Annotated in this window: 27 protein-coding genes and 1 pseudogene; 10 read left to right on the top strand and 18 right to left on the bottom strand. The window is 34.2% G+C overall.

Features of this window, described 5'->3' with window-relative positions; all coding sequences use genetic code 11:
* Nucleotides 1-18 precede the first annotated feature (18 nt).
* Genes NST10_RS10575 through NST10_RS10565 form a run of 3 tightly spaced genes read right to left on the bottom strand, consistent with a single transcriptional unit; the run spans nt 19 to nt 1552 of the window.
* A complete protein-coding gene (locus tag NST10_RS10575; protein WP_000616227.1) occupies nt 19-396 on the bottom strand; it encodes a VOC family protein in 378 nt (125 codons plus the stop codon).
* A gap of 16 nt (nt 397-412) precedes the next feature.
* The gene (locus NST10_RS10570; RefSeq protein WP_000651847.1) at nt 413-1234 is read right to left on the bottom strand and encodes an NmrA/HSCARG family protein; all 822 of its coding nucleotides are present in this window, start codon (nt 1232-1234) and stop codon (nt 413-415) included.
* Nucleotides 1235-1252: 18 nt separating this feature from the next.
* Entirely contained in the window at nt 1253-1552 is a 300-nt protein-coding gene (locus tag NST10_RS10565; RefSeq protein ID WP_000055857.1) for a DUF2316 family protein, read from the bottom strand.
* A gap of 130 nt (nt 1553-1682) precedes the next feature.
* Here NST10_RS10565 and NST10_RS10560 point away from each other — a divergent pair, with 130 nt between their 5' ends.
* The 4 genes from NST10_RS10560 to NST10_RS10545 all read left to right on the top strand — a co-directional run bounded on the left by NST10_RS10560 (nt 1683) and on the right by NST10_RS10545 (nt 4895).
* Complete coding sequence (locus NST10_RS10560; protein WP_001224184.1) at nt 1683-2240, top strand: TetR/AcrR family transcriptional regulator; 558 nt, start codon at nt 1683-1685, stop codon at nt 2238-2240.
* A complete protein-coding gene (locus NST10_RS10555) occupies nt 2233-2937 on the top strand; it encodes an SDR family NAD(P)-dependent oxidoreductase (protein ID WP_000161837.1) in 705 nt (234 codons plus the stop codon). Before NST10_RS10560 ends, NST10_RS10555 begins: the two co-directional genes overlap by 8 nt.
* A gap of 97 nt (nt 2938-3034) precedes the next feature.
* A complete protein-coding gene (locus tag NST10_RS10550) occupies nt 3035-4045 on the top strand; it encodes an amidohydrolase family protein (RefSeq protein WP_000836424.1) in 1011 nt (336 codons plus the stop codon).
* 19 nt (nt 4046-4064) lie between these two features.
* The gene (locus tag NST10_RS10545; RefSeq protein WP_000448898.1) at nt 4065-4895 is read left to right on the top strand and encodes an alpha/beta hydrolase; all 831 of its coding nucleotides are present in this window, start codon (nt 4065-4067) and stop codon (nt 4893-4895) included.
* Between the two features lie 146 nt (nt 4896-5041).
* On the opposite strand, the gene NST10_RS10540 is transcribed toward NST10_RS10545, so the two are convergent.
* From NST10_RS10540 to NST10_RS10510, 7 genes are all read right to left on the bottom strand, one after another.
* A complete protein-coding gene (locus tag NST10_RS10540; protein ID WP_000706528.1) occupies nt 5042-5932 on the bottom strand; it encodes a GTP-binding protein in 891 nt (296 codons plus the stop codon).
* Nucleotides 5933-6031: 99 nt separating this feature from the next.
* Nucleotides 6032-7372: a nucleoside recognition domain-containing protein gene (locus NST10_RS10535; protein WP_000895198.1), complete on the bottom strand. Its 1341-nt coding sequence runs from the start codon at nt 7370-7372 to the stop codon at nt 6032-6034.
* On the bottom strand, nt 7366-8472 hold the full coding sequence (locus tag NST10_RS10530; RefSeq protein WP_001163755.1) for an NAD(P)/FAD-dependent oxidoreductase: 1107 nt from the start codon (nt 8470-8472) through the stop codon (nt 7366-7368). The genes NST10_RS10535 and NST10_RS10530 overlap by 7 nt, the downstream gene beginning before the upstream one ends.
* 332 nt (nt 8473-8804) lie before the next feature.
* On the bottom strand, nt 8805-9101 hold the full coding sequence (locus NST10_RS10525; RefSeq protein WP_000447706.1) for a DUF4176 domain-containing protein: 297 nt from the start codon (nt 9099-9101) through the stop codon (nt 8805-8807).
* Nucleotides 9089-9457 (bottom strand): hypothetical protein, encoded by a 369-nt coding sequence (locus tag NST10_RS10520; RefSeq protein WP_000066361.1) that lies wholly within the window; start codon nt 9455-9457, stop codon nt 9089-9091. Before NST10_RS10520 ends, NST10_RS10525 begins: the two co-directional genes overlap by 13 nt.
* 14 nt (nt 9458-9471) lie before the next feature.
* A complete protein-coding gene (locus NST10_RS10515) occupies nt 9472-9750 on the bottom strand; it encodes a TIGR04197 family type VII secretion effector (RefSeq protein WP_000987947.1) in 279 nt (92 codons plus the stop codon).
* A 336-nt stretch (nt 9751-10086) separates the two neighbouring features.
* The gene (locus tag NST10_RS10510) at nt 10087-10953 is read right to left on the bottom strand and encodes a fructosamine kinase family protein (protein WP_001005516.1); all 867 of its coding nucleotides are present in this window, start codon (nt 10951-10953) and stop codon (nt 10087-10089) included.
* Between the two features lie 217 nt (nt 10954-11170).
* On the opposite strand from NST10_RS10510, the gene NST10_RS10505 reads away from it, so the two are divergent.
* Both NST10_RS10505 and NST10_RS10500 read left to right on the top strand, forming a co-directional pair.
* Nucleotides 11171-12235, top strand: coding sequence for a quinone-dependent dihydroorotate dehydrogenase (locus tag NST10_RS10505; RefSeq protein WP_000277421.1), 1065 nt, complete (start codon nt 11171-11173; stop codon nt 12233-12235).
* Between the two features lie 154 nt (nt 12236-12389).
* Nucleotides 12390-12665, top strand: a complete 276-nt coding sequence (locus tag NST10_RS10500) for a hypothetical protein (protein ID WP_000159835.1) — start codon at nt 12390-12392, stop codon at nt 12663-12665.
* A gap of 185 nt (nt 12666-12850) precedes the next feature.
* Here the strand turns inward: NST10_RS10500 and NST10_RS10495 are convergent, their stop codons facing one another.
* Complete coding sequence (locus tag NST10_RS10495; protein ID WP_000606210.1) at nt 12851-13573, bottom strand: epoxyqueuosine reductase QueH; 723 nt, start codon at nt 13571-13573, stop codon at nt 12851-12853.
* A gap of 355 nt (nt 13574-13928) precedes the next feature.
* Between NST10_RS10495 and NST10_RS10490 the strand changes: the two genes are divergently transcribed.
* Nucleotides 13929-14378 (top strand): glyoxalase/bleomycin resistance/extradiol dioxygenase family protein, encoded by a 450-nt coding sequence (locus NST10_RS10490; protein ID WP_339209801.1) that lies wholly within the window; start codon nt 13929-13931, stop codon nt 14376-14378.
* An 80-nt stretch (nt 14379-14458) separates the two neighbouring features.
* Here the strand turns inward: NST10_RS10490 and NST10_RS10485 are convergent, their stop codons facing one another.
* On the bottom strand, nt 14459-15046 hold the full coding sequence (locus tag NST10_RS10485; RefSeq protein ID WP_000151114.1) for a TetR/AcrR family transcriptional regulator: 588 nt from the start codon (nt 15044-15046) through the stop codon (nt 14459-14461).
* Nucleotides 15024-15132 (bottom strand): annotated as a pseudogene (locus NST10_RS10480) (hypothetical protein). The gene NST10_RS10485 and the pseudogene NST10_RS10480 overlap by 23 nt, the downstream one beginning before the upstream one ends.
* A gap of 56 nt (nt 15133-15188) precedes the next feature.
* On the opposite strand from NST10_RS10480, the gene NST10_RS10475 reads away from it, so the two are divergent.
* Nucleotides 15189-16871: a CocE/NonD family hydrolase gene (locus NST10_RS10475; RefSeq protein ID WP_339209800.1), complete on the top strand. Its 1683-nt coding sequence runs from the start codon at nt 15189-15191 to the stop codon at nt 16869-16871.
* 128 nt (nt 16872-16999) lie between these two features.
* Here the strand turns inward: NST10_RS10475 and panD are convergent, their stop codons facing one another.
* From panD to panB, 3 genes are read right to left on the bottom strand one after another with little or no spacing between them, the layout of a single operon-like run.
* Complete coding sequence (panD, locus tag NST10_RS10470; RefSeq protein WP_000621532.1) at nt 17000-17383, bottom strand: aspartate 1-decarboxylase; 384 nt, start codon at nt 17381-17383, stop codon at nt 17000-17002.
* Nucleotide 17384: 1 nt separating this feature from the next.
* Nucleotides 17385-18236, bottom strand: coding sequence for a pantoate--beta-alanine ligase (gene panC, locus NST10_RS10465; RefSeq protein WP_000163741.1), 852 nt, complete (start codon nt 18234-18236; stop codon nt 17385-17387).
* On the bottom strand, nt 18229-19047 hold the full coding sequence (panB, locus tag NST10_RS10460; RefSeq protein ID WP_000860045.1) for a 3-methyl-2-oxobutanoate hydroxymethyltransferase: 819 nt from the start codon (nt 19045-19047) through the stop codon (nt 18229-18231). The genes panC and panB overlap by 8 nt, the downstream gene beginning before the upstream one ends.
* A 72-nt stretch (nt 19048-19119) precedes the next feature.
* Between panB and NST10_RS10455 the strand changes: the two genes are divergently transcribed.
* On the top strand, nt 19120-19980 hold the full coding sequence (locus NST10_RS10455) for an oxidoreductase (RefSeq protein ID WP_000953580.1): 861 nt from the start codon (nt 19120-19122) through the stop codon (nt 19978-19980).
* An 85-nt stretch (nt 19981-20065) separates the two neighbouring features.
* Here the strand turns inward: NST10_RS10455 and budA are convergent, their stop codons facing one another.
* Both budA and NST10_RS10445 read right to left on the bottom strand, forming a co-directional pair.
* On the bottom strand, nt 20066-20770 hold the full coding sequence (gene budA / locus NST10_RS10450) for an acetolactate decarboxylase (protein ID WP_000186117.1): 705 nt from the start codon (nt 20768-20770) through the stop codon (nt 20066-20068).
* 277 nt (nt 20771-21047) lie between these two features.
* A complete protein-coding gene (locus NST10_RS10445; protein ID WP_000846637.1) occupies nt 21048-22007 on the bottom strand; it encodes an L-lactate dehydrogenase in 960 nt (319 codons plus the stop codon).
* A 685-nt stretch (nt 22008-22692) separates the two neighbouring features.
* On the opposite strand from NST10_RS10445, the gene NST10_RS10440 reads away from it, so the two are divergent.
* On the top strand, nt 22693-24141 hold the full coding sequence (locus tag NST10_RS10440; protein WP_339209799.1) for an amino acid permease: 1449 nt from the start codon (nt 22693-22695) through the stop codon (nt 24139-24141).
* Nucleotides 24142-24206 lie beyond the last annotated feature (65 nt).

Genomic DNA, 24206 nt, shown 5'->3' with positions numbered 1-24206 from the left:
TCTTTTGAGAATTTCATTTTAGCAGACTAAAAAATTAAAATGGTGTCCATCAAGATCTTTGAACATTGCACCATAAAACCCTTGGCTTACTGTTGGTTCTTGAACGACTGTGCCACCCGCTTCTTTCACTTTATTCACCAACTGGTCAACTTCTTCATTTGTATTCACACCTAAAGAAATCATCACTTCATTTGGTTCAGTGTTAAGGCTTTGCTGACTTACATTTTGAAAATGCTTGTTTTCTATTAAAATTACGGTTGTTTGACCTATTTGAATGCCTACCATTTTATCTAACATTTGTGGGTTTCTATTTATTTTAAATCCTAACGCTTTATAAAACTGTGCGCTCTTTTCTAAATCTTGCACATGCAAATTAAACCACATTGATTGAATCATGATTGCACCCCATTCATTACTTATTATAGTCTTGGACTTTAAGCCAATCACTTAATGATAATCTTGTTGGATTTATTTCAGCCATTAATTCAAAGTCTACTTCATAACCTTTTTCTTCCAACCATTGCTTTTCTGCAACACCACTAACAAATTCTCCTTCTATAACAGTCGATTTACCTGTCACTTCACTAAAAATTGTTGCTGCTTCACTTAATGTAACTTCATCGGAACCAATCTCTATTGATTGATGCGTAAAGCTTTGTGGATGTTCAAAAACATACGATGCAATTTTAGCTATATCAATAGAAGAAATCATTGTGAATTTTATATTCGGATTAATAAATTCTGGTAATGTAATACGTTCATCTTCGACTTTAGCAATACGTAAAAAATTATCCATAAAGAATGATGGTTTGATAACTGTTGCATTTATATTAGATTCCATTAATCTATTTTCTATTTTTGCTAGTACTTCAAAGTGTGGGCCTGTTCGATTTCGATTAACCCCTCCCGCAGTGCTATACACAATATGTTGAATATTTTCTTGCTCAGCTATTTCAATTATCTTCATACCTTGTCTTAATTCTTCGCTAACATCATCTTTAACGATTGGCTGAATACTGTATAAACCATACTTCCCTTTCATCGCTGATTGCAAACTAACACTATCACTCAGATCACCTTCAACGATTGATAAATGCGGATGTCCTATGTCTGAAAGTTTACGATTATTCTTATTTCTAGTTAATGCACTTACATACCATCCATCCTCTAACAACTGTTTTACAACTGCATTACCTTGCTTCCCTGTTGCGCCTATTACTAAAATATCTTTCATTTTAGATCCACTCCCCTTTTATCTTAAAAACCAATAGTCCTCTTTTTCACCTTTTAAATACGTATATGGTTCTGGTGTTTGTCCATTTTCCTTAATATTGTCATTTATTACATCTCTGACATCCCATACTAAATGAATAAATCGTTGTAATTGATGACTAAAAATGCCTAGTGGCGCTTTCATAGCTAATGCTTTTTCCACATCTTCTGTAGTAACATTCAGTTTTCCTGCAATCATTTGAACCGATAAGGTAGATTCTTCAAAATGTGCTTGCAATTCTTCAGCTGTAATACGTCTTTGCTCTTTATTTAAAGACATACGCAACACTCTTTTCTTTTATGATATTTAATAGTTATTGCAAATTCATTGCTAACTTTCTTAACACGTTTTATAATAAACGGAGAGTTATCCGTTTGTCAATTTTAGAGAACTATAAGTAGGTGGAATCATGCGAAAAGATGCAAAAGAGAATAGGCAACGAATTGAAGAAATAGCGCACAAACTTTTTGATGAAGAAGGCGTTGAAAACATTAGTATGAATCGTATTGCTAAAGAACTAGGTATCGGTATGGGGACATTGTATCGACATTTTAAAGATAAAAGCGATTTATGCTACTACGTCATACAAAGAGACCTTGATATTTTTATCACTCATTTTAAGCAAATTAAAGATGACTATCATTCTAATTATGAGGTTATGCAAGTGTCGTTAGATTATCTTTTACAATTTAAAATCGACCATAAGGCACTACTGCAATGTATTGAAGCAGGCAACAATAAATTACGTTTTTACCAAAGCGCATTTTATCAAGAATTATTTTATTTTTATTATGACTTGTTTAAAAGCGATGACGACATTTACACGAAGTTCAAAACAGATATGCTGTTGCAAGCATTATCAACACGTGTATTTGATTTCCAAATAGAACATCGCAATATTTCAATTGAAGCGTATAGAAATTATTTATTAAACATTTATTTAGATGAGGTGGAACGTAATGACTAAAATTGTGTTAATCACAGGTGGTAATAAAGGATTAGGCTATGCAAGTGCGGAGGCACTTAAAGCATTGGGCTACAAAGTGTATATAGGTTCTCGTAATGACGTAAGAGGACAACAAGCATCTCAAAAATTAGGTGTTCATTATGTACAGTTAGATGTTACAAGTGACTACTCTGTCAAAAATGCTTATAACATGATTGCTGAAAAAGAAGGTCGTCTTGATATCCTCATTAACAATGCAGGTATATCTGGTCAATTTTCAACACCTTCTAAATTGACACCTCGTGACGTTGAAGAAGTATATCAAACGAATGTATTTGGTATCGTTCGAATGATGAACACATTCGTCCCTCTCTTAGAAAAATCTGAACAACCTGTTGTCGTCAACGTATCAAGTGGTTTAGGTTCATTTGGAATGGTTACAAACCCCGAAACAGCTGAATCTAAAGTGAATTCATTAGCTTATTGTTCGTCTAAATCGGCAGTAACAATGCTAACATTACAATACGCTAAAGGATTACCAAATATGCAAATCAATGCTGCTGATCCAGGTGCTACAAACACTGATTTAGTTGGTGATTTTAGTAATAATTCAAAACATGTTTCTGAAGGGATCAAGCCAATCATTCAATTAGCAACCATTGATGCAGATGGCCCGACAGGTACATTTATTAATGGGAATGGTGAAATGCCTTGGTAATCCAAATTTATGTTACAAATATTGAATTTAGAGGTAAATAAAAAATGCTTCTGCAATAGATGCAATATACATGCAAAACAATATGGAGGCGAATCAAATGAAAAGTATTACGTTTGAAGAACATTATGTCATTGAAGATATTCAAAAAGAAACGATGAATGCGATATCGGCAGATCCTAAAGGTGTGCCGATGAAAGTAATGTTAGAAGGCCTTGAAAAAAAGACAGGTTTTACAAATGCCGACGAATTATCACATCATGATGAACGTATCCAATTTATGAATAATCAAGACGTTCAAATTCAAGTCTTATCTTATGGAAATGGGTCTCCTTCAAATTTAGTTGGTCAGAAAGCCATTGAATTATGTCAAAAAGCAAATGATCAATTGGCAAACTATATTGCACAATATCCCAATCGCTTTGTAGGCTTTGCAACTTTACCTATCAATGAGCCTGAAGCCGCAGCGCGAGAATTCGAACGTTGCATCAATGATTTAGGATTCAAAGGTGCGCTCATTATGGGACGTGCACAAGATGGTTTTCTTGATCAAGACAAATATGACATTATTTTCAAAACAGCTGAAAATTTAGGCGTACCGATTTATCTACATCCCGCGCCAGTTAACAGTGACATTTATCAATCATACTATAAAGGAAATTATCCTGAAGTAACCGCGGCAACATTTGCTTGTTTTGGTTATGGTTGGCACATTGATGTTGGTATTCATGCAATACATCTAGTATTATCCGGCATTTTTGATCGTTATCCAAAGTTAAATATGATTATTGGACATTGGGGTGAGTTTATCCCATTCTTCTTAGAACGTATGGATGAAGCTTTATTCGCTGAACATTTGAACCACCCTGTAAGCTATTACTTTAAAAATAATTTTTATATCACACCGAGTGGTATGTTAACGAAGCCACAGTTTGATTTAGTCAAGAAAGAAGCAGGTATTGATAGAATTCTTTATGCTGCTGATTATCCATATATTGAGCCTGAAAAATTAGGTGTATTTTTAGATGAACTGGGTTTAACAGATGAAGAAAAAGAGAAAATAAGTTATACAAATGGTGCTAAATTATTAGGTTTATCATCTAACAATTAACAAATGGAGGTCATTGAATATGGAAACTTTAGAATTACAAGGCGCTAAATTACGCTACCACCAAGTCGGACAAGGACCCGTGCTCATCTTTATTCCTGGTGCAAACGGTACCGGAGACATTTTTCTACCTCTTGCAGAACAGTTAAAAGACCATTTTACTGTTGTAGCCGTTGATCGTCGTGATTATGGAGAAAGCGAGTTAGCTGAACCACTCCCTGATTCCGCTTCTAACCCTGACAGTGATTATCGTGTCAAACGCGACGCACAGGACATTGCCGAACTTGCAAAGTCATTAAGTGATGAACCTGTCTATATATTAGGTTCAAGTTCAGGTTCAATCGTTGCGATGCATGTGTTAAAAGATTACCCTGAAGTCGTTAAAAAGATTGCATTTCATGAACCACCAATTAATACATTTTTACCAGACAGTACTTATTGGAAAGATAAAAATGATGACATTGTGCATCAAATTTTAACAGAAGGCTTAGAAAAAGGTATGAAAACATTTGGTGAAACATTAAATATCGCACCAATTGATGCAAAAATGATGTCTCAACCTGCTGATACTGAAGAAGGACGTATAGAACAGTACAAACGTACGATGTTCTGGTCAAAATTTGAAATTAGACAATATACGCATTCAGATATTACTTTGGATGATTTCACAAAATACAGCGATAAAATCACCTTACTAAATGGGACAGATTCTAGAGGCTCCTTCCCACAAGATGTTAACTTTTATATAAATAAAGAAACTGGCATACCTATTGTAGATATTCCAGGCGGTCACTTAGGTTATATTCAAAAACCTGAAGGCTTTGCTGATGTATTATTAAATATGTGGGGTTAATTGATCGTTCTCTAATAAAACAGCTTGGACAGTTTTCAAATTATATTTGATGGCTGACCAAGCTTATTTTTATTTACGCTTAAACGTTCAAATCAACTCGTTATTATACATGAAGGCATGTTAACCATTCTCTTCCACTGAAAACACTACTGTTCCAAACATTGATAGTCTTCTTTTGAAATACCCTTTCCGATAAGCACCAAATATTCTGGCACTTTTTTTGAAAATGCTACAGGTGTTAATTCATATTGTCCTTGTGTAAATTGAATGAGATACGTATGTGCGGTGTCTTCAAATGTCATAAACCCTTTCAACCTATAAATATGAGTCGGAAGGCATGCTAAACGTTTTATAAACTGTGCTTTAGTACATTTGGCTGGTGATTGCACAAATTGATGATTTATTGTTTTGTGTAATGATTCATGTTTATTGTCAGAAGTTGCTGTCATTTGGCTAACTGATATTGGCAAAGTGACGCTGCCATGCATACCAACTTGTATATCGGCCTCTGGGTTAATAACTTCTAAATCTTTCAATAGTTTGCTCGTCGTTTCAACATCTGCTGAATCTATTTTATTAACAAATAAGACAGAACAATATGCTAATTGCTCATAAAATAAGCCTTGGATGTCTTTTGGAAATGATTTTATGTGTTTATACATGCTTGCATCTACAACACCAATCATATGTGTAATTGTTGTAAACGGAGCTAAAATGGGCGTTAAACAAGCATCTAAGACAGAGACTGGTTCTGCAATCCCACTACATTCAATAAATACAATGTCTGGTTGCTCTTTTAAATATAATTGATGTAACTGTTCTGATACATCTGCTTTCATTGCACAACAGATACACCCCTCTGTCAGTTCACTTAAAGGTATGTCTTCAGATACTAAGGCACCATCAACACTCATTTTGCCAAATTCATTCATGATAACTGCCGGTTTCAGCGACTCCTTTAATGATTCAGCGAGCAAATGATTTAAGACAGTCGTTTTACCGCCACCTAAAAACCCACCTATAATAACTATTTTCATCTGCGACTCTCCTCTTATACTTCATATGAATAGCATATTCCAAGATAGCTTTCCTATTGACTGACATGACTCTATATTCAGTTATAGTTCATTTCTTTTTTAAATAATCAGCATTACTATTTTAACAATGATGCCTACACCAATAACTAAAGACAATGATGTCACCATTTGCTTTCCAATTAATTTTAGTGCTGACTGACCACCTAAATGTTTCAAAAGCATCGTCATTGTGACCGAGCACGCTGTAAATGTTGAACTAAAAAACACAAGTAGTAGTAACTGTGTTGCTGTCATTCCTTGTAATAAGGCGCCTTGATGCAAATTAAACAAGAGCATGCCGTCTTTTCGAATCATTGAAAATAAAATCCCTGGTGACAATTCTGACGAGATGCCTAATAACGATAATATAGGTGTAAATATTTGTGATAAAACATTCAAAATTGGCGTTAGTGATAAAATACTAACAATAAGACAGATTGTGATAAAAATAGGTAGCGCTTGAACGATAAACATTTGTATATTTTGCCACATTTGTAGCAACATTTGACGTATATTTGGCATATGTAATTGCCTATCATAAGGTAGCGGAACGCTAAGTTGTTGATCATTCTTTTTCAACCATATCCTATTATGTAAGATGCCACCTAAAAGTACTAATATTAAGTACGGCATAAATAGCCATGACTTTCCAGCTACACTAAAAATAGATAATGTCGCACCTATTTGATAACTACAAGAACTACCAAAGCTTATTAAACTCATACACTGTGTCTTCGTGCAGGTATGGCATTGGTGTGCTGCTTGTGAAATAGCTGCTGCATTACATCCAAATCCTTCTAATAGTGGCACGATATCATTACCTTGTAATCCTATCCGTAACATTGAAGGTTCAATTGCCCATATCATCCATGATTTAAATCCTGTTTGATCAATTACAGCAGTTGATAAGCTAATCAATATTACGACCGGCAATGCCCATACGAGCGAATATGTTCCAAGTGATAGCACACCATAATCACCAAATAATATATGCTGTAATATATCGTGATTGAGCAATGTTGTTTGAGTTAAATATTCTATCCATGCTGATACATACTGATTTTGAAACCAATCTGAAAATTGATAAGCGATACCGATTGGCAATGCAAACATTAAAAATATCAACAACCAGGCTAAAAATGTCGCACTTATTTTAGGTCTTAAATGTCGTCGTTCATGTTGAAATAGTGTCAATTGTTCTATCACATGTTCGCTCGCTATAGGCGAAGAAACTACACTTTCTGCCAATGAAATATCTAATTTCTGTTTTATGATTAATAATCTTAATTTCGCTTTTTCTGTTGCGGTAAGTTTATCCGCATGGCTAATAACCAAATAATGAGGTTCATTAGGTATGGGCGTATAATGCCCCGTTCTCATATCATATTTCACTTCTAACATGTGCATGACACTTCACAACATGAATAATCATCTAAATACATTTGATTTTTTTGGTAATTTTCAATGACTTCTTGTTTAGCTGGTAAGCCTTCCCGCTGTGTTAAAAGATGTGCAAGTACTGCAAATCGCGCTCTGAATTTATAGATATAGCATAATTTGGCATTATCATTTTCAACTGTTGCACCAATCATAAAAATATTCGGATAACGTGTCGATTCATCATGTGTTGTTAATTTAATATCTTGATTTGTTGTCGCAAATAATTGTTGAACGATTGGATTTTTTGTTGCATCAAAGCCAGTTGCTACTATTGGTTCATGAGGCGTAAGCACACTTTGTCCGCTATCAAAACTGATATGATACTGTCCATCGTTAAAATCAATATCTTTAACTGTATAATGCACATTCATTTCAATGCGAGCTCCTTGCTTAATGACATTACCTAGTCGCTGACGTGTATAAGGTGACAATCTAACACTAGGATCAGCATCCGGATCATTTAAACCGGTTGTGCTAGTATAAAGTGCGATGTCAGAGCCATTTTTTGCAAGTTGATATGCAGCATCAAAGCCACTTTCATTACCTCCGATAACCACATATTGCCCCTTATTAAAGTTATCAAAGTCTTCAATTTCACTATAATGAATACCATATTTAAATGGCTTTTTAGGGAAATTATAATCACCTGTTGCGACAAAGATATAATCCGCGTGATATGTCTCTGTTGTCGTTGCAATCGTATAATATGCATCATCTACAGATATATTTGTGACAACTGTATTTTCAAAGATATTCAGCTCGTAATGGTTGGCAACCACTTGTAAATATTCAGCATATGTTTCTCCGGAAATATGTTCTTCATTAAAAGTAAATGCTGGTGAAGTATCCATGGAAATTGCATTCATATCAGGCATGCCAAATCCATTAGACGTAAATGATGGCGTAATCGTACGGGTCGATTTCGGCCAATGTTTAAATGAATGTCCTACTGTTCCTTTTTCTAAAATAATGACATCTGTTATACCGAAATCTTTTAAGGTAATGGCCATACCTATACCTGCAGCACCGGCACCGATAATAGCCACTTTATGATGTTGCATATTAACACTCCCTCAATGATCTATTTCAAGTTATTGTTTTTGATTATAAATCGTAATAATTACGATTTATAAAGTATAGACCTATCCTTGAGAAATTTCAATATTAAAAGAAAAACTTCCGCTATTGTAGAGAATTCATCTACATTTCGGAAGTTGGTATGTGTCTTTTTTATTAAATTTAAGGATGCAACGGTTAGTTCAAATGATTATGAATGACATTTCATGGTATCATCCAGCCTCAGTACTTGGAGATAACATTTTGGCGGTGAGACAGAAATGATATTTTTACAAAATTTATTTCGGCGTCCCTCCAATAAATATAAAGTATTTCTTTATTGTGGCGTAACTTCTCCACGTTGTATTTCACTATCCAAATTTTGTTTCATATTATCAAACAACTCTTGAAATCTAACCTCATCTTGATCAGAATAACCTTTAAAAATAACTGAATCTATATTTTCTTCGTTAAAATAATAAATTTCATCTTCCACAACACCAATCGGATATTTACATGCAGAATAGTCAAACATATACTTTTGATTTTCAATTTCTACAATTGGTCCTCTATTAATAATCATTAACTTTTGCGAACCTTCTTTTAAATAAATAATGCTTCCTATTGTTTCCATTTATTTTCCTCCTTTGTCACCATCTCGATTTCGATATTTCTTCGCATTTCCAAGTCAATCATCTCTTCTTCCGCTTTACGAATGTCATGTTGAATTTGCTGTTGCTGCTCGTATAACGCTTCCGTTGAACGTCGTTTCGCAAAATGAAATTCATCGCGGAACTGTTCCATACGACTAGCCATATTGCTACTATAATAACGCTCACCTAAATGTTGATATAATTGTTCTATCGAATGATTAAGCGCATCGCTTTCATCTATCAATGCTTTAACCTCTTGCTTTTCATCATATAAGTCATCCATTTGCTTATGTTTCGCTGTGATCATCTTATTGATTCCATCAAGTTTATTCGACATCATTTCACCACGTTTTAATTTTTACCAATTTCATTACCAATCATTACGTCAGTTTGGTCAAAAGCCTCACCAACTTTTTGTATATTATCGCTCGCAGTTCGTATTGCTTCAGCAACAGATTGATTCTTACTAATCAAATCATCTATCACACTATGAGCATTATTATTTCCACTTACTGTTGTACTTTCATCTTTATCCGGTTTCGACACATTATTACATGTTTCAACAGCGCTTTTAATAGATGATGATGCACTATTAGTCTTAAAAATATCACTTTGAACTGTACTCATCATTTACACCTCTTCCCATTTAAATTATTTTAAAATTATTAGAAACTGTATCAATATATGATATTCAAACATTCAATTATACTTAAATATTGTTTTGTGATTATATTCAAAATTATTGTATCAATAAATATGTATCATTCCTAGAATTTTATTGAACAAAAAGTTAGAAAATCACTTTTATTGCAACTCAATCTTGTTTTGTATTATAGAAATTAACAATAGAGATTAAAATTTTATTTTCCAACAATAAAAAAGCACAAATATTTTTATTGAGGCAGCTGAAGGCCTTCTCATTATAAAATTATCTGTGCATATTATTATCTTAATCTAACGTAATAACTAATCTGTTGTATCTTGTAAAATCTTATCCATAGAATGCGTAACACTATCACGGTACATCTCCCCAAATTTCAATAAATGTACCATCAATAAATATAAACGATAAAATTCAAGTCTATAGGATGCACCTTTTGCGAGTGGATAATGTTTATTATACGCATCATAAAATTCGCTCGTAAAACCACCAAATACCGTTGTAATACCGATATCAAATTCTCTGTCACCATATAATGGTGCTGGATCAAATAACGCCGGACGACCATCTTGTAAGAACATATAATTGCCACCCCATAGGTCACCATGTAATAAAGATGGTTTACTTTGATGCTTTTCTAATTCCGCCACAATTTGACGTCGCACTTTGTCATATACTTTGATATCGTTGGCATCCCATAGCCCTCTATTTAGCAACTCATCTTTCAAATGATCCATGCGCTTGTCGACAAAAATGGTACACCAATCGTCTTGCCAATGATTATCAAAAGAAATATCGCCACCTTCATAAGGTAATGAGAAGCCAAATTTGCCTTCTTCTTGTTGCTGACTGTGTAATTGAGCTACGAGTTGCCCTAATTGGCGTTGACTCCCTGAAGCCCCTTCTTCTAAATACGTCATCACTAAATACGCATCACCGTTAACCTCGCCACTTGCAATTACTCTAGGTGCCGTGATACCTGCACGTTCAAATTCATTTAAACCTGCAATTTCTGCAGCATAAAATGATTCTTTACGTCCACGTTGGACAAGTAAGAAAAATGTATCCGTATCCGTTTCGACTCGATATGCTTCGTTTACATCGCCACCACTCACTGGTGAAATCTCTTTAATATCTTTTAAAGGTAAATGCTCTAACCATTGTTCATTCATACAAACACCTTCCATTACGCTTACTTTATACTATTATATTGCCTAATTAGGATGATTTAATCTCAATTTTATTTGTGGTACTTGCGTCAATTTTCAAAACTTTTTAGTTTTAACTAGGAAATTATGTAGGGAAATGCTAGTCTATTAAAAGAATATATTTCACATATATTAAGTTGAGGATAGTAAGCCTCAAATATAATGAAATAGGAGCATACTCATGTACAAATTAATTAAACCTTTCTTATTCAAAATCGAACCCGAAAAAGCACACGGACTAACTATCGATGCATTAAAAACGTTACAAAAATTTCCAGTTTTATTCCCAGTCGTCGATAAACTATTTACTTATAAGAATCCAACGTTATCACAAACGATACAAGGTAATACGTACGACAATCCAATTGGCTTAGCAGCTGGTTTCGACAAATCTTGCGAAGTACCAAAAGCATTGGAACACCTTGGATTCGGTGCTTTAGAATTAGGTGGTATCACACCTAAACCTCAACCGGGTAACCCTCAACCACGCATGTTCAGATTATTAGAAGATGATGCCTTGATAAATCGTATGGGCTTCAATAATATTGGTATGAACAAAGCACTCAGTCATTTGCGTAAAAATGCTTATCAAGTACCTGTTGGTATCAATGTTGGTGTGAATAAAATGACACCTTATGAAGCGCGTTATCAAGATTATATAAAAGTCATTGATACGTTTAAACACGACGTTTCATTTTTCACAGTCAATATCAGTTCTCCAAATACTGAAAACCTTCAAAATTTCCATGATAAAGATGAATTTTCAATGTTATGTCAAGCTTTGACAACATTTAAAAAACAGCACGATGTAACAGTGCCAATTTACTTAAAACTAACGTCTGATATGGATTTCGATGGCTTAAAAGCACTATTACCAGCGATTACTGAGACATTTGACGGTATCATCTTAGCAAACACAACGCGACAACGAGATGGTTTAACTTCTGCTAATAAAGTCGAAGAAGGCGGTTTGAGTGGTCGTCCATTATTTGAACGTAATTTAAAATTGATTAAGTATGCTTATCAGCAAACAAATGGTGAATTTTTAATTATAGGTACAGGCGGCGTATTCAGTACTGAAGATGCAATCAAAATGATGCGTCACGGTGCGTCACTTATTCAAATTTATTCATCACTTGTTATTGAAGGCCCAGGTTTAACTAAGAAAATGAACAAAGGCATCACACGTTACTTAAAAGATCATCATTTTGACAATGTCAGTGATATTATAGGACTAGATGCCTAATCCAACGTAGTCAAATAACACTTTAAAACTTGCTGAATCGTCTTATTAAAATTATGATATAACTCAAGAAGATATATTTATCACCATTTTTCAAAATAATGGCTTAAATATCACATATCATTAAATATAGCGTTTTATAACGGAGGCGTTTGTTATGACTAAAGAAACAGATAATAAAAAAACAGTAGCGACTTCTGACAACAAAGACACACAGCAACAAAATCAACCTGAAGAAGATGAACGTCAAGGTTTGAATGGTTATCGTAAAACAGATCTTGATTTAGAAATCGAGCAAGAGCTACGTGAAATGATGAAAACAGGAGAAAATGAAACGAAAAATGACTACAAAAAGTTTAAAGTGTTTTCACTTATTTCAACACTTATCATTGTCATTTTAGCAATTATAAGATTTGTTCATAAAATGATGTAATTAGAGTGAGACATTGTTTTATGTCTCAGAATCCAGTTATTCATGATAGCTACAATATTTACGATGATATAAATAACCCGAGATTTTAGTATGATTCATTTCACTAAAGTCTCGGGTTTCTATTTGATAATTTTTAATAGGGCATGGCTTGTATATGCGCCTGCCTTTTATCTTATTTCCAATGATTAATCTGGATATTGTTCTAAAAATGCTTTCGCTTCTTTATTAACTGTTTTAAAATCAATACCTTGTTGCATCGCTGCAAAGACACATCCACAATAACACTGCCTAAAGATATTATAGTCATTACACATTTCTATGGAACGCTCATAACCTTTACTTTTCTTAAAATCACTTGGCAAATAGTTCACATCGTATATTTTTTGGACATCCATACCAAGTTCATTGATTAATTGTGCGTTCTTTTTAGGTGATAACGTGATTGCACTGCCAAAATAATCATAGCCATGTTCTACAGCTGCTTTCGCTACAATATCCAAACGCATTTCAAAACAAGCGGTACAACGTAAGCCGCCTTCTTTTTCATCAGCTAATTCTTTATCCTTCACCATTTTCACAAACTTATGCGGTTCATAAGGTGCTTCAATATACTTCACATTCGCACCAGTCTTGCGATTAAAATCTTCCACAAATTGTTCTTGCACTTTAGCACGTCGTAAATATTCATTTTTCGGATGAATATTTGAATTCGCGAAATAAATTGCAATGTCTGCATATTGTGTTAAAAACTCTAATGTATATGTACTACAAGGTGCACAACAACTATGCAATAAGATTTTAGGTCTGATTGCTTCTCTTTCCCACTGCCCGATTAATTTCTTCAACACCTTGTCATAATTAATTTTTTGATTTTTCATTTTACTGATAATAGGTTCAGCATTAATCATGATTTAACCTCCCACATTTAATCATTAACTTCTATTATATATGATTCATATTAAATGTCAGTCAAAAAAGTTAGAAATTCATTTTAATGCATTTATATTTTGAAAATCCCTTATGTATCTAAAAGCATTTTTTAAACTTGAATTTTAAAACACTAAACAACACATACGTCTCTGTGTCATTTTCATTTTTTGTATGTCATATATATATGTTTACTTCATTTAAATCAATTTCATCTTACAATTTATCGTGTATTTTACAAAAGATTGACTTCAATTCATCGTAAAAGTTATACTTTTGCCATTTTTTAATGTAATATAGTGTTAGTAATAAAAATAATACATTGAGGTGTTTTACATGACAGCATTATTCCCTTATATCGCTTTTGAAAATTCAAAAGAAGCCCTTGCATATTACGAAGAAGTATTTGGTGCAACTGACGTTAAACGTTTAGAAGTTGGCGAAGAACAAGCGTCACATTTTGGTATGACTAAGGAAGATGCACAAGAAGCAACTATGCATGCTGAGTTTGAAGTGCTTGGTGTAAAAGTGCTATGTTCTGATTCTTTTGGTCGCGCTGACAAAATTAATAATGGCATATCATTATTAATTGATTATGATGTTAACAATAAGGAAAATGCTGATAAAGTTGAAGCATTCTATGAGCAAATTAAAGATCATTCTTCAATTGAAATAGAATTACCGTTTGCTGACCAATTCTGGGGTGGCAAAATGGGCATCTTTACCGATAAATACGGTGTTCGTTGGATGTTACATGGTCAAGACTATACTGCAATCCAACAATAACGTTATTGATAAAGATATCATTTAATAAGCTTATGTTATTTAGCAAGGCAAGCCACTCTTAATTCATGGCTTGCCTTTTTTTATTGTATATTTTTAATTATCGTTGCTGGCCCTTGATTGACAATCGTATTAAAATGCCTTATTAAGTCAACTTTGTCTATACGGTTTGGATCTTCTACCCAATGTCTTATCAAAGACAATCCCGCACCTGAAACATAACTCATGAAATAGGAAAATGGTATACCATTAATTTGATCATTTTCATTTTTATAACGTTGCAAATGACACATAATTAAATCATAAAGTTTTTCGTGGATATTTGAATCTTTACCCATACGAAACATCAATTGATAAAATGCGATGTCTTTTTCTATCATTTCTATTAAAACGGTCATAATTTGATGTATGTTATCCGTGGATAACTTAACTGCTCCATTTAACTTCTCATCATGAATGAAGTCTCTTATTTCCTCCAACTGCTGGTCCTCTAATTTTTCAAGCAAATCATACTTATCATAATAATGCGTATAAAATGTACTACGGTTAACATCAGCTAAATCTGCAATTTGTTGCACAGTAATCTCTTCTAATTGGTGTTGATGTAAAAGTTCAATAAATGCATTTCTCATTGCAACTTGTGATTTTCTAATACGTCGATCTATAGTCATTTGTATCAAGTCCTCCCCAATGATTATAAACAATTATAAATGTTATGTTCATTATCCTACAAATCTCCAACATTGATGATTGGCACACAATGTTTACCTGTTTAATATAGGTGATACAAACAAACAGAAAAAGGTGATAACAATGAACCAACATTTACTAGGAAATCCAAAATTAACTGTAACTCATGTCAATGAAGTGAAAGCCGGTATTAACCACATCGTTGTCGACAGTGTTCAATATGGAAATCAAGAAATGATTATGGAAAAAGATGTCACTGTGGAAATGCGCGATGGCGAAAAATTATATATTAATATTTTCAGACCAAATAAAGATGGCAAATTCCCTGTAGTTATGTCTGCAGATACTTACGGTAAAGATAATAAGCCTAAAATCACAAATATGGGTGCCCTTTGGCCAACATTAGGCGCCATTCCGACATCTAGTTTTACACCTGAAGAATCACCAGACCCAGGATTTTGGGTGCCAAATGATTATGTTGTAGTTAAAGTTGCATTACGCGGTAGTGACAAATCAAAAGGCGTCTTATCTCCATGGTCAAAAAGAGAAGCGGAAGATTATTACGAAGTGATTGAGTGGGCAGCAAATCAGTCATGGAGTAATGGAAACATCGGGACAAATGGCGTTTCTTATCTTGCGGTGACTCAATGGTGGGTCGCATCATTAAATCCACCACATTTAAAAGCAATGATTCCTTGGGAAGGCTTAAATGATATGTATAGAGAAGTAGCCTTTCACGGAGGTATAACGGATACTGGCTTTTATCGTTTCTGGACTCAAGGTATTTTTGCGAGATGGACAGATAATCCAAATATCGAAGATTTGATTCAAGCACAACAAGAACACCCTTTGTTCGATGATTTTTGGAAACAGCGTCAAGTGCCATTATCACAAATTAAAACACCTCTACTAACATGTGCTAGTTGGTCTACACAAGGTTTGCACAACCGTGGCTCTTTTGAAGGATTTAAACAAGCAGCATCAGAAGAAAAATGGCTATATGTGCATGGACGTAAAGAGTGGGAAAGTTACTATGCTAGAGAAAATCTCGAACGCCAAAAATCATTCTTTGATTTTTACCTTAAAGAAGAAAATAACGATTGGAAAGATACGCCTCATGTCATTTATGAAGTTAGAGATCAATTTTATAAAGGCGAATTCAAATCAGCGTCAGCGTTCCCTTTACCTAACACAGAATATACACCATTGTATTTGAATGCTGAAAATCACACATTGAATCATGCAAAGATCAGTAGCGCGCATGTCGCACAATATGACTCTGAAGATAAACGACAAGATATAAGTTTTAAATATACGTTTGACAAAGATACTGAGTTAGTTGGAAACATGAACTTAAAACTATGGGTAAGCACTACAGACTCAGACGATATGGATTTATTTACAGGTATTAAAAAGTTAGATCGTCGTGGTAATGAAGTTAACTTCCCTGATTTTAATCATATTGAAAATGGTCAAGTAGCTACTGGTTGGTTACGCGTATCACATCGTGAATTAGATCAAGAAAAATCCACAATCGCGCAACCTTGGCATAAACATGAAACAGAATTAAAGTTGTCACAAGATGAGATTGTACCTGTTGAAATCGAATTGTTACCTTCAGGCACGCTATTTAAACAAGGCGAAACATTGGAAGTTGTTGTAAAAGGTAGTGAAATTGTAATTGGTAATAGTACCCCTGGCATGAAAACACGTTATGAACATGAAGAAACCGTAAATAAAGGCATGCACATGATTTATACTGGTAGTAAATATGATTCACAATTAATCATTCCTATCGTTAATTGATATGCAACAATTACGGTCGATTTTGATTAAAAGTGACATAGTGATAGGACTGTATAACAAGAGAAAGCCACACGCTTGGAATCTTAAACCAAGGTGTGGCCCTTTTTATTATTGATGGCTATTTAATTTTATAACACTATCGTATTTTCTTTTTCATGAATCATTTCAATAATGACATTGTCTTCATTCATTACTGCTACTTTAGGTGCATGGTTTTTAATTTCTTCTTCATTCAACTGTGCATAAGTCATGATTATGACTACATCGCCTACTTCAACAAGTCTTGACGCTGCACCGTTTAAACAAATTTTACCACTACCTCTTTCACCAGCTATTACGTATGTTTCAAAACGTGCACCATTATTATTATTCACGATGGCTACTTTTTCATTTGGCAAGATGTCTACCGCTTCCAATATATCTGAATCAATCGTAATGCTACCTACATAATTTAAATTTGACTCAGTCACTCTTGCTCTATGAATTTTAGCATTCATCATTGTTCTTATCACTTTATTCAGCTCCAATTATTATATTATCTATTAAACGCGCTTTTGAAAATTTGACAGCTAACGAGATAAATATGCGTCCAGTTATTTCGTGTTGTTCTACTAATTGAGGATAACTATAAACAGCAACTTCTTCAATGCGTCCACTTATATGTGATTCAAGATATTGAGTAACCTTGTCTATAATTACTTTACTTTGACGTTCACCGTCTTGATACAACGCTTGTGCTAATAGCAAACTTTTACTTAAATGTACCGCTTCTTGTCGTTCTTGCTCCGTTAAATAAACATTTCTTGAACTTTTCGCCAAACCATCTGCTTCTCGAACGATATCAATACCAATAATTTCAACGGCATGATTGAAGTCTTTTACCATTTGCTCGACAATAGCCAATTGCTGGGCATCTTTTTTACCAAAATAAGCATAATCCGGCATAACAATATTAAATAGCTTATTAACTACTGTTACCACCCCATCAAAATGCCCTGGACGCTTCGCTCCTTCTAACACATCAGCTAATGGACCTACTTTGACATCAATACCTAATTCACCTGGATACATATCTTCTACTGCAGGATGAAAAACAATGTCCGCCCCTACTTCTGATACTAATTCTAAATCTTTATCAATTTGTCTCGGATAAGCATCGAAATCTTCGTTTGGACCAAATTGTAATGGATTAACAAATACACTCACAACTGTAATATCATTTGTACTAACTGATTCGCGTACCATCGTTAAATGTCCATCATGTAAGGCACCCATTGTTGGGATAAAACCAATCGTTGTGCCTGAGCGTTTGGCTGCTTTAACAATGTGTTGCATCTCTTTTACCGTAGTAATCAGCTTAGTCATTGTTATTAACCTCATTCATAATTTTCTTTTTATACGTATATTCTTCTGATGGAAATGCACCAGATTTAACTTCTTGATCGTATTGCTTTAAACCATCCACACCAACACTAAAATCAGCAAATTGCTTCACAAATTTCGCTTTATGTTCAATACCATAATTTAACATATCGTGATAAACCAATACTTGACCATCTGTACCTTTTCCTGCACCAATACCAATGACTGGAATTGTTAAGTGCTTGCTAATTTCCTCTGCTAAATCATTTGGAATTGCTTCAAGTACTAACGCAACTGCACCAGCTTTTTCTACATTTTTCGCATCTAAAATAAGTTGCTCCGCTGCTTCTTTCGTTGCACCTTGTAATTTATACCCCATAACGCCAACACTTTGAGGTGTTAATCCTAAATGTGCAACAACAGGAATACCAATTGCCGTTGCTTTTTCAATAAATGGTGTAATATGCGCTCCTTCTGCTTTAATTGCATTTGCATTCGTCTCCTGATAAAGCTTTAGAGCATGATTTAAGTCTTGTGTCATAGAGATGCCTACTGCACCAATCGGCATATCAACAACTACAAATGTATTTGGTGCGCCTCTTCTTACTGCACGACCGTGATGAATCATATCTGCTAACGTCACTTGTACGGTACTTTCATAACCTAATACAGTCATACCAAGTGAATCCCCAACAAGAATCATATCAATACCCGCTGCTTCCACTTGTTTAGCACTTGGAAAATCATAAGCTGTTACCATAGAAATTTTAGTTTGCTTTTGTTTCATATCTATTAATTGACTTACTGTTTTCAATGTTATTCAACCTCTTTTTGCAGTATTATTAGAAATAGTATAATGAATCTTTTATAGAAAGGAAAGAAGAAGATGTTATCAGTTGCGATTATCGGCCCAGGCGCTGTCGGTACAACTATTGTCTATGAATTACAACAATCATTGCCTCATACAACGCTTATCGGGAGACACGCCAAAACAATAACATATTATACTGTACCACATGCACCTGCACAAGATATTGTTGTAAAAGGTTATGAAGATGTCACAAACACATTTGATGTTATTATTATTGCAGTCAAAACACATCAACTTGATGCAGTTATTCCTCATTTAACTCATCTTGCACATGAGGACACGCTCATCATTTTAGCCCAAAATGGTTATGGTCAACTCGAACATATTCCATTTAAAAACGTATGCCAAGCAGTTGTCTATATAAGTGGTCAAAAGAAAGGCGATGTTGTTACGCACTTCAGAGATTATCAATTACGTATACAAGATAATGCATTAACTCGACAATTTAGAGATTTGGTCCAAGACAGTCAAATCGACATTGTACTAGAAGCAAATATTCAACAAGCTATTTGGTATAAATTGTTAGTTAACTTGGGCATTAATTCTATCACAGCACTCGGTAGACAGACAGTTGCAATCATGCATAATCCTGAAATACGTACACTGTGTAGACAGCTATTACTAGATGGTTGTCGTGTTGCACAGGCAGAGGGGTTAAACTTTTCAGAACAAACTGTCGATACTATTATGACTATATATCAAGGTTATCCCGATGAAATGGGAACGAGCATGTATTACGACATTGTGCATCAGCAACCTCTTGAAGTCGAAGCGATTCAAGGCTTTATTTATCGACGTGCACGTGAACACAATCTTGACACCCCATATCTTGATACTATTTATAGCTTTTTACGCGCGTATCAACAAAATATGTAAGCACATATATAATATAAAAAGACCTTAACGATGCATTTAGAACCACCTGTTCCTAATATCGCTAAGGTCTTTTAATTATATTAGACTATTCAGCTTCTCTAATTTCTTCTGCCACATCTTTATAGTCTATTTTCGCTTTAACAAACGTCTCGTTATTTACCGGGAAATGTTGCTGGAATGTTTCAAAGTTTTGTATCTCAACGACAACGTCATCCACTTCAAAGTCAAGAACATGTCCACCATAAGCTCTTTCATCATCCGCAAAATGTATATGAAAACCAGCAGACCCTACGCCATGAAATAATTCTGGTGTAAAAAATCCAACAATGGCACCACGAATATCTTGTCTTTTTTCCTCAGGTTGTCTGCGTGCTGAATCAATCAAACGTGTATATGGCGGTTGCTGAGCAGGCATCATTCGTACATGCATATGTTTAAATGTGCCATAAATTTTAACAGCCGAAAATAAATTCTCACTTAACATTTCATTTTTAATTTGTGCGAATACATCATCTTGTGATAATTGTTGCAATGGAAATGTCTTACTCGCTTTAAAATTAGTAATCGATGCATACGGTACTTTCTCATCGCCTTTTAATTCTATAAATTCTTTATGCTCGTTAGCATGATATGCCTTCCCATCTAAAAATATTACTTCGCCATCAGACCCTGTTAACGTTGCAATCCCTAAATTTCCATGTTCTAACAATTCATTAATTGTAGCTGTTCCTTCTAGTAAGCCAGCCATTAACGTACCTAATGTACCATGTTGATACAAGACATTCGTCATTCCAAAACCATCTCCCTATAGTTATTCCTCGTTGTCATGCTCTACTTCGTGATTAATGCAGAACTACTTTCCTTTATACTCAATGACGCCTCGACATTTCTATTCATGTCACTAAATTTTCACGAGTCATAATACTTTATTCAATTATTATTTTACGCAAAAGTATTCCCTCTATCAATGCTTGCTAAAAAAATAGATCTATCAGTGCCACATGTTACCGCAACACTAATAGATCCTCTTACCATTAATATATTTCTAATTAATACTTAAAATAGGCTTAGTCTTCTAATAAATATTTAATTGAATCGAAAGTATCTTCTAATGTTTTAACTGATTTGTCGAATAATGCTTGTTCTTCTGCACTTAATGGCATTTCATAAATTTTAACTGCGCCATGTTGGTTAACCAATGTCGGTACACCTAAGTAAACGCCTTTGTGACCGCCATATTGACCATCTAATTGTATAGAAACATTTAAGACATTATTTTCATTATTTAAAATGGCTTTTGAAATGCGCATCAATGCTAATGCAATACCATAGTATGTTGACCCTTTAGCTTGGATAATTTCATAAGCAGCGTCACGTGTATTTACATAAATTTCTTCCGCTTTAGCTTCGCTACCAGTTTGTTCTTTTAATGTGTCATATACTGAAATACCTGCTACATTTGCTTGTGACCAAACTGCAAGTTCAGTATCACCATGCTCACCAATAATACTAGCGTCAACACTTGAAGGTGCAACACCAAGTTCTTGGCTAATTAAATATTGTAAACGTGCACTGTCCAATACAGTACCTGAACCGATAACACGCTCTGCTGGCAATCCAGTATATTCTTTTACAAATCTTGTTAAAATGTCTACAGGGTTTGCCGCGATTAAGAAATATCCATCAAAGCCGCTATCCATTACACTCTTAACAATGCTCTTCATAATCTTAGTATTTTTTTCAACTAATTGTAAACGAGTTTCACCTGGCTTTTGAGGTGCACCAGCTGTAATAACAACTAAATCTGCATCTTTACAGTCTTCGTATTCACCTGCTTTCACATCAACTGGTGAAGGACTGTGGACTGTACCATGGTTTAAATCTTGAACATCTGCTTTTACTTTGTCTTTTGCAATGTCAATAATTACAAATTCATCAGCAACACCTTGCGTAACCATTGCAAAGGCATAGCTTGATCCTACAGATCCATCTCCGATTAATACAACCTTTTTACCAAATGTTTTCATAATTATGTCTCCTAACCTAATTGAATTTATTTTACACGTGACTACACGTAAAAATATCTATACTGAAATTAAAGATTAACAATTTTATTTTATTATAATATTATGCTACCAAATTACAAACATAAAACTGAGATGTAAGCGGAGTAAAATTACACTCTAACGCCAATAAATATTGATATCTCAAGCTTTAGCACGTAATTTGAAATTTGTGACAATTTTTAGCATTCTAAAATTGCGTAATGACGCTATTTAAAGGCTTTAACAAACTATTGAGCTTTCTATTTTTTTCATTTTAAAAAGGATGGCTATTCGACTTAAATGACTTACTATATAACCTCCTATTTTTCGCCTTACTCTCATCATATTTGATGCACCTTTTTATAGTCAAAGAATTACATTTCATACAAACTAGGCAATCAGACATAAACATGAAATTGATTTTAAAAATATAATGCGCAAAATTGTTAGAAAATTAGCAAAAATAGTACTTATTCATTTAATATCTGTTATAATCAGTTTTATCATTTAAAAAATCTATGGATGTTATCAAGACAAGTCATTAATAAGTAACATAAAGTTGTGTTTTTTCAGAATTTTTAGACAAAATATTGATTATTTGTGCTATGATATAACATATTAAAAAACACCGTATAGAATTGTTTATGAAGGTTTGGGAGGAAAGTTTATGGGAAGTTTTTTCAATAAAATAGCACGAAAAGAGGATCCGGCTATCTATCAAAATAAAGATGGTCATTTAAAGCGTACACTTCGGGTGCGTGATTTCTTAGCTTTAGGTGTAGGAACAATTGTATCGACATCTATCTTTACGCTACCTGGCATTGTTGCTGCAGAACATGCAGGACCGGCCGTTGCGTTATCATTCTTACTCGCTGCTATTGTTGCTGGTTTAGTTGCATTTACTTATGCAGAAATGGCTGCCGCTATGCCATTTGCAGGTTCAGCCTATTCTTGGGTCAATGTATTATTTGGTGAATTCTTTGGATGGGTTGCCGGTTGGGCTTTATTAGCTGAATATTTTATCGCCGTAGCCTTTGTTGCATCAGGATTCTCAGCGAATTTACGCGGACTTGTGAAACCAATTGGCATCGAATTACCTGCAGCATTATCAAATCCATTTGGTACAAATGGCGGTTTTATCGATATTATTGCTGCTATCGTTATTTTATTAACTGCATTATTACTATCACGTGGTATGTCGGAAGCAGCACGTATGGAAAACATTTTAGTTATTTTAAAAGTATTAGCTATTATTTTATTTGTAATCGTAGGTTTAACAGCAATAAATGTTAGTAACTATGTGCCATTTATTCCAGAACACAAAGTAACTGCTACAGGTGACTTTGGTGGATGGCAAGGCATATATGCTGGTGTTTCAATGATTTTCTTAGCGTATATCGGTTTCGATTCTATCGCAGCAAACTCAGCAGAAGCACTTGACCCTCAAAAGACAATGCCTAGAGGTATTCTTGGTTCTTTAAGTATTGCTATCGTATTATTTATTGCTGTAGCACTTGTGTTAGTTGGTATGTTCCATTACTCACAATACGCAAACAATGCTGAACCTGTTGGTTGGGCTTTACGTCAAAGTGGTCATGGTGTTGTAGCAGCTATTGTTCAAGCTATCTCTGTTATCGGTATGTTTACAGCATTAATTGGTATGATGTTAGCAGGCTCACGTTTACTTTATTCATTTGGACGTGACGGCTTATTACCTTCATGGTTAAGCCACTTAAACGACAAACATTTACCTAATCGTGCACTAGTTATACTTACTATTATTGGTGTTTTAATTGGTTCTATGTTCCCATTCGCATTTTTAGCACAATTAATTTCAGCCGGTACACTTGTTGCATTTATGTTCGTTTCATTAGCAATGTATCGTTTGAGAAAGCGTGAAGGTAAAGATTTACCAACTCCTGCGTTTAAATTACCTTTATATCCTGTGTTACCAGCAGTTACATTTGTTTTAGTATTGCTAGTATTCTGGGGATTAGGATTCGAAGCGAAATTATACACTTTAATTTGGTTTATTGTTGGTATCATTCTATATTTAAGTTATGGACTTAGACATTCTAAGAAAAATGACGTAGCTGAATACCACCCACCAAAATAAAAATTAAAAAAATCATTTCCCATCTGATTAACATCCAGATGTGGAAATGATTTTTTATTTTATAT

Origin of the sequence: Staphylococcus sp. FSL W8-0305 (assembly GCF_037966415.1) — a bacterium.
Lineage (GTDB): Bacteria > Bacillota > Bacilli > Staphylococcales > Staphylococcaceae > Staphylococcus > Staphylococcus aureus.
The sequence above is the reverse complement of the archived record's forward strand: the minus strand, read 5'-3'. Positions and strand labels throughout refer to the sequence as shown.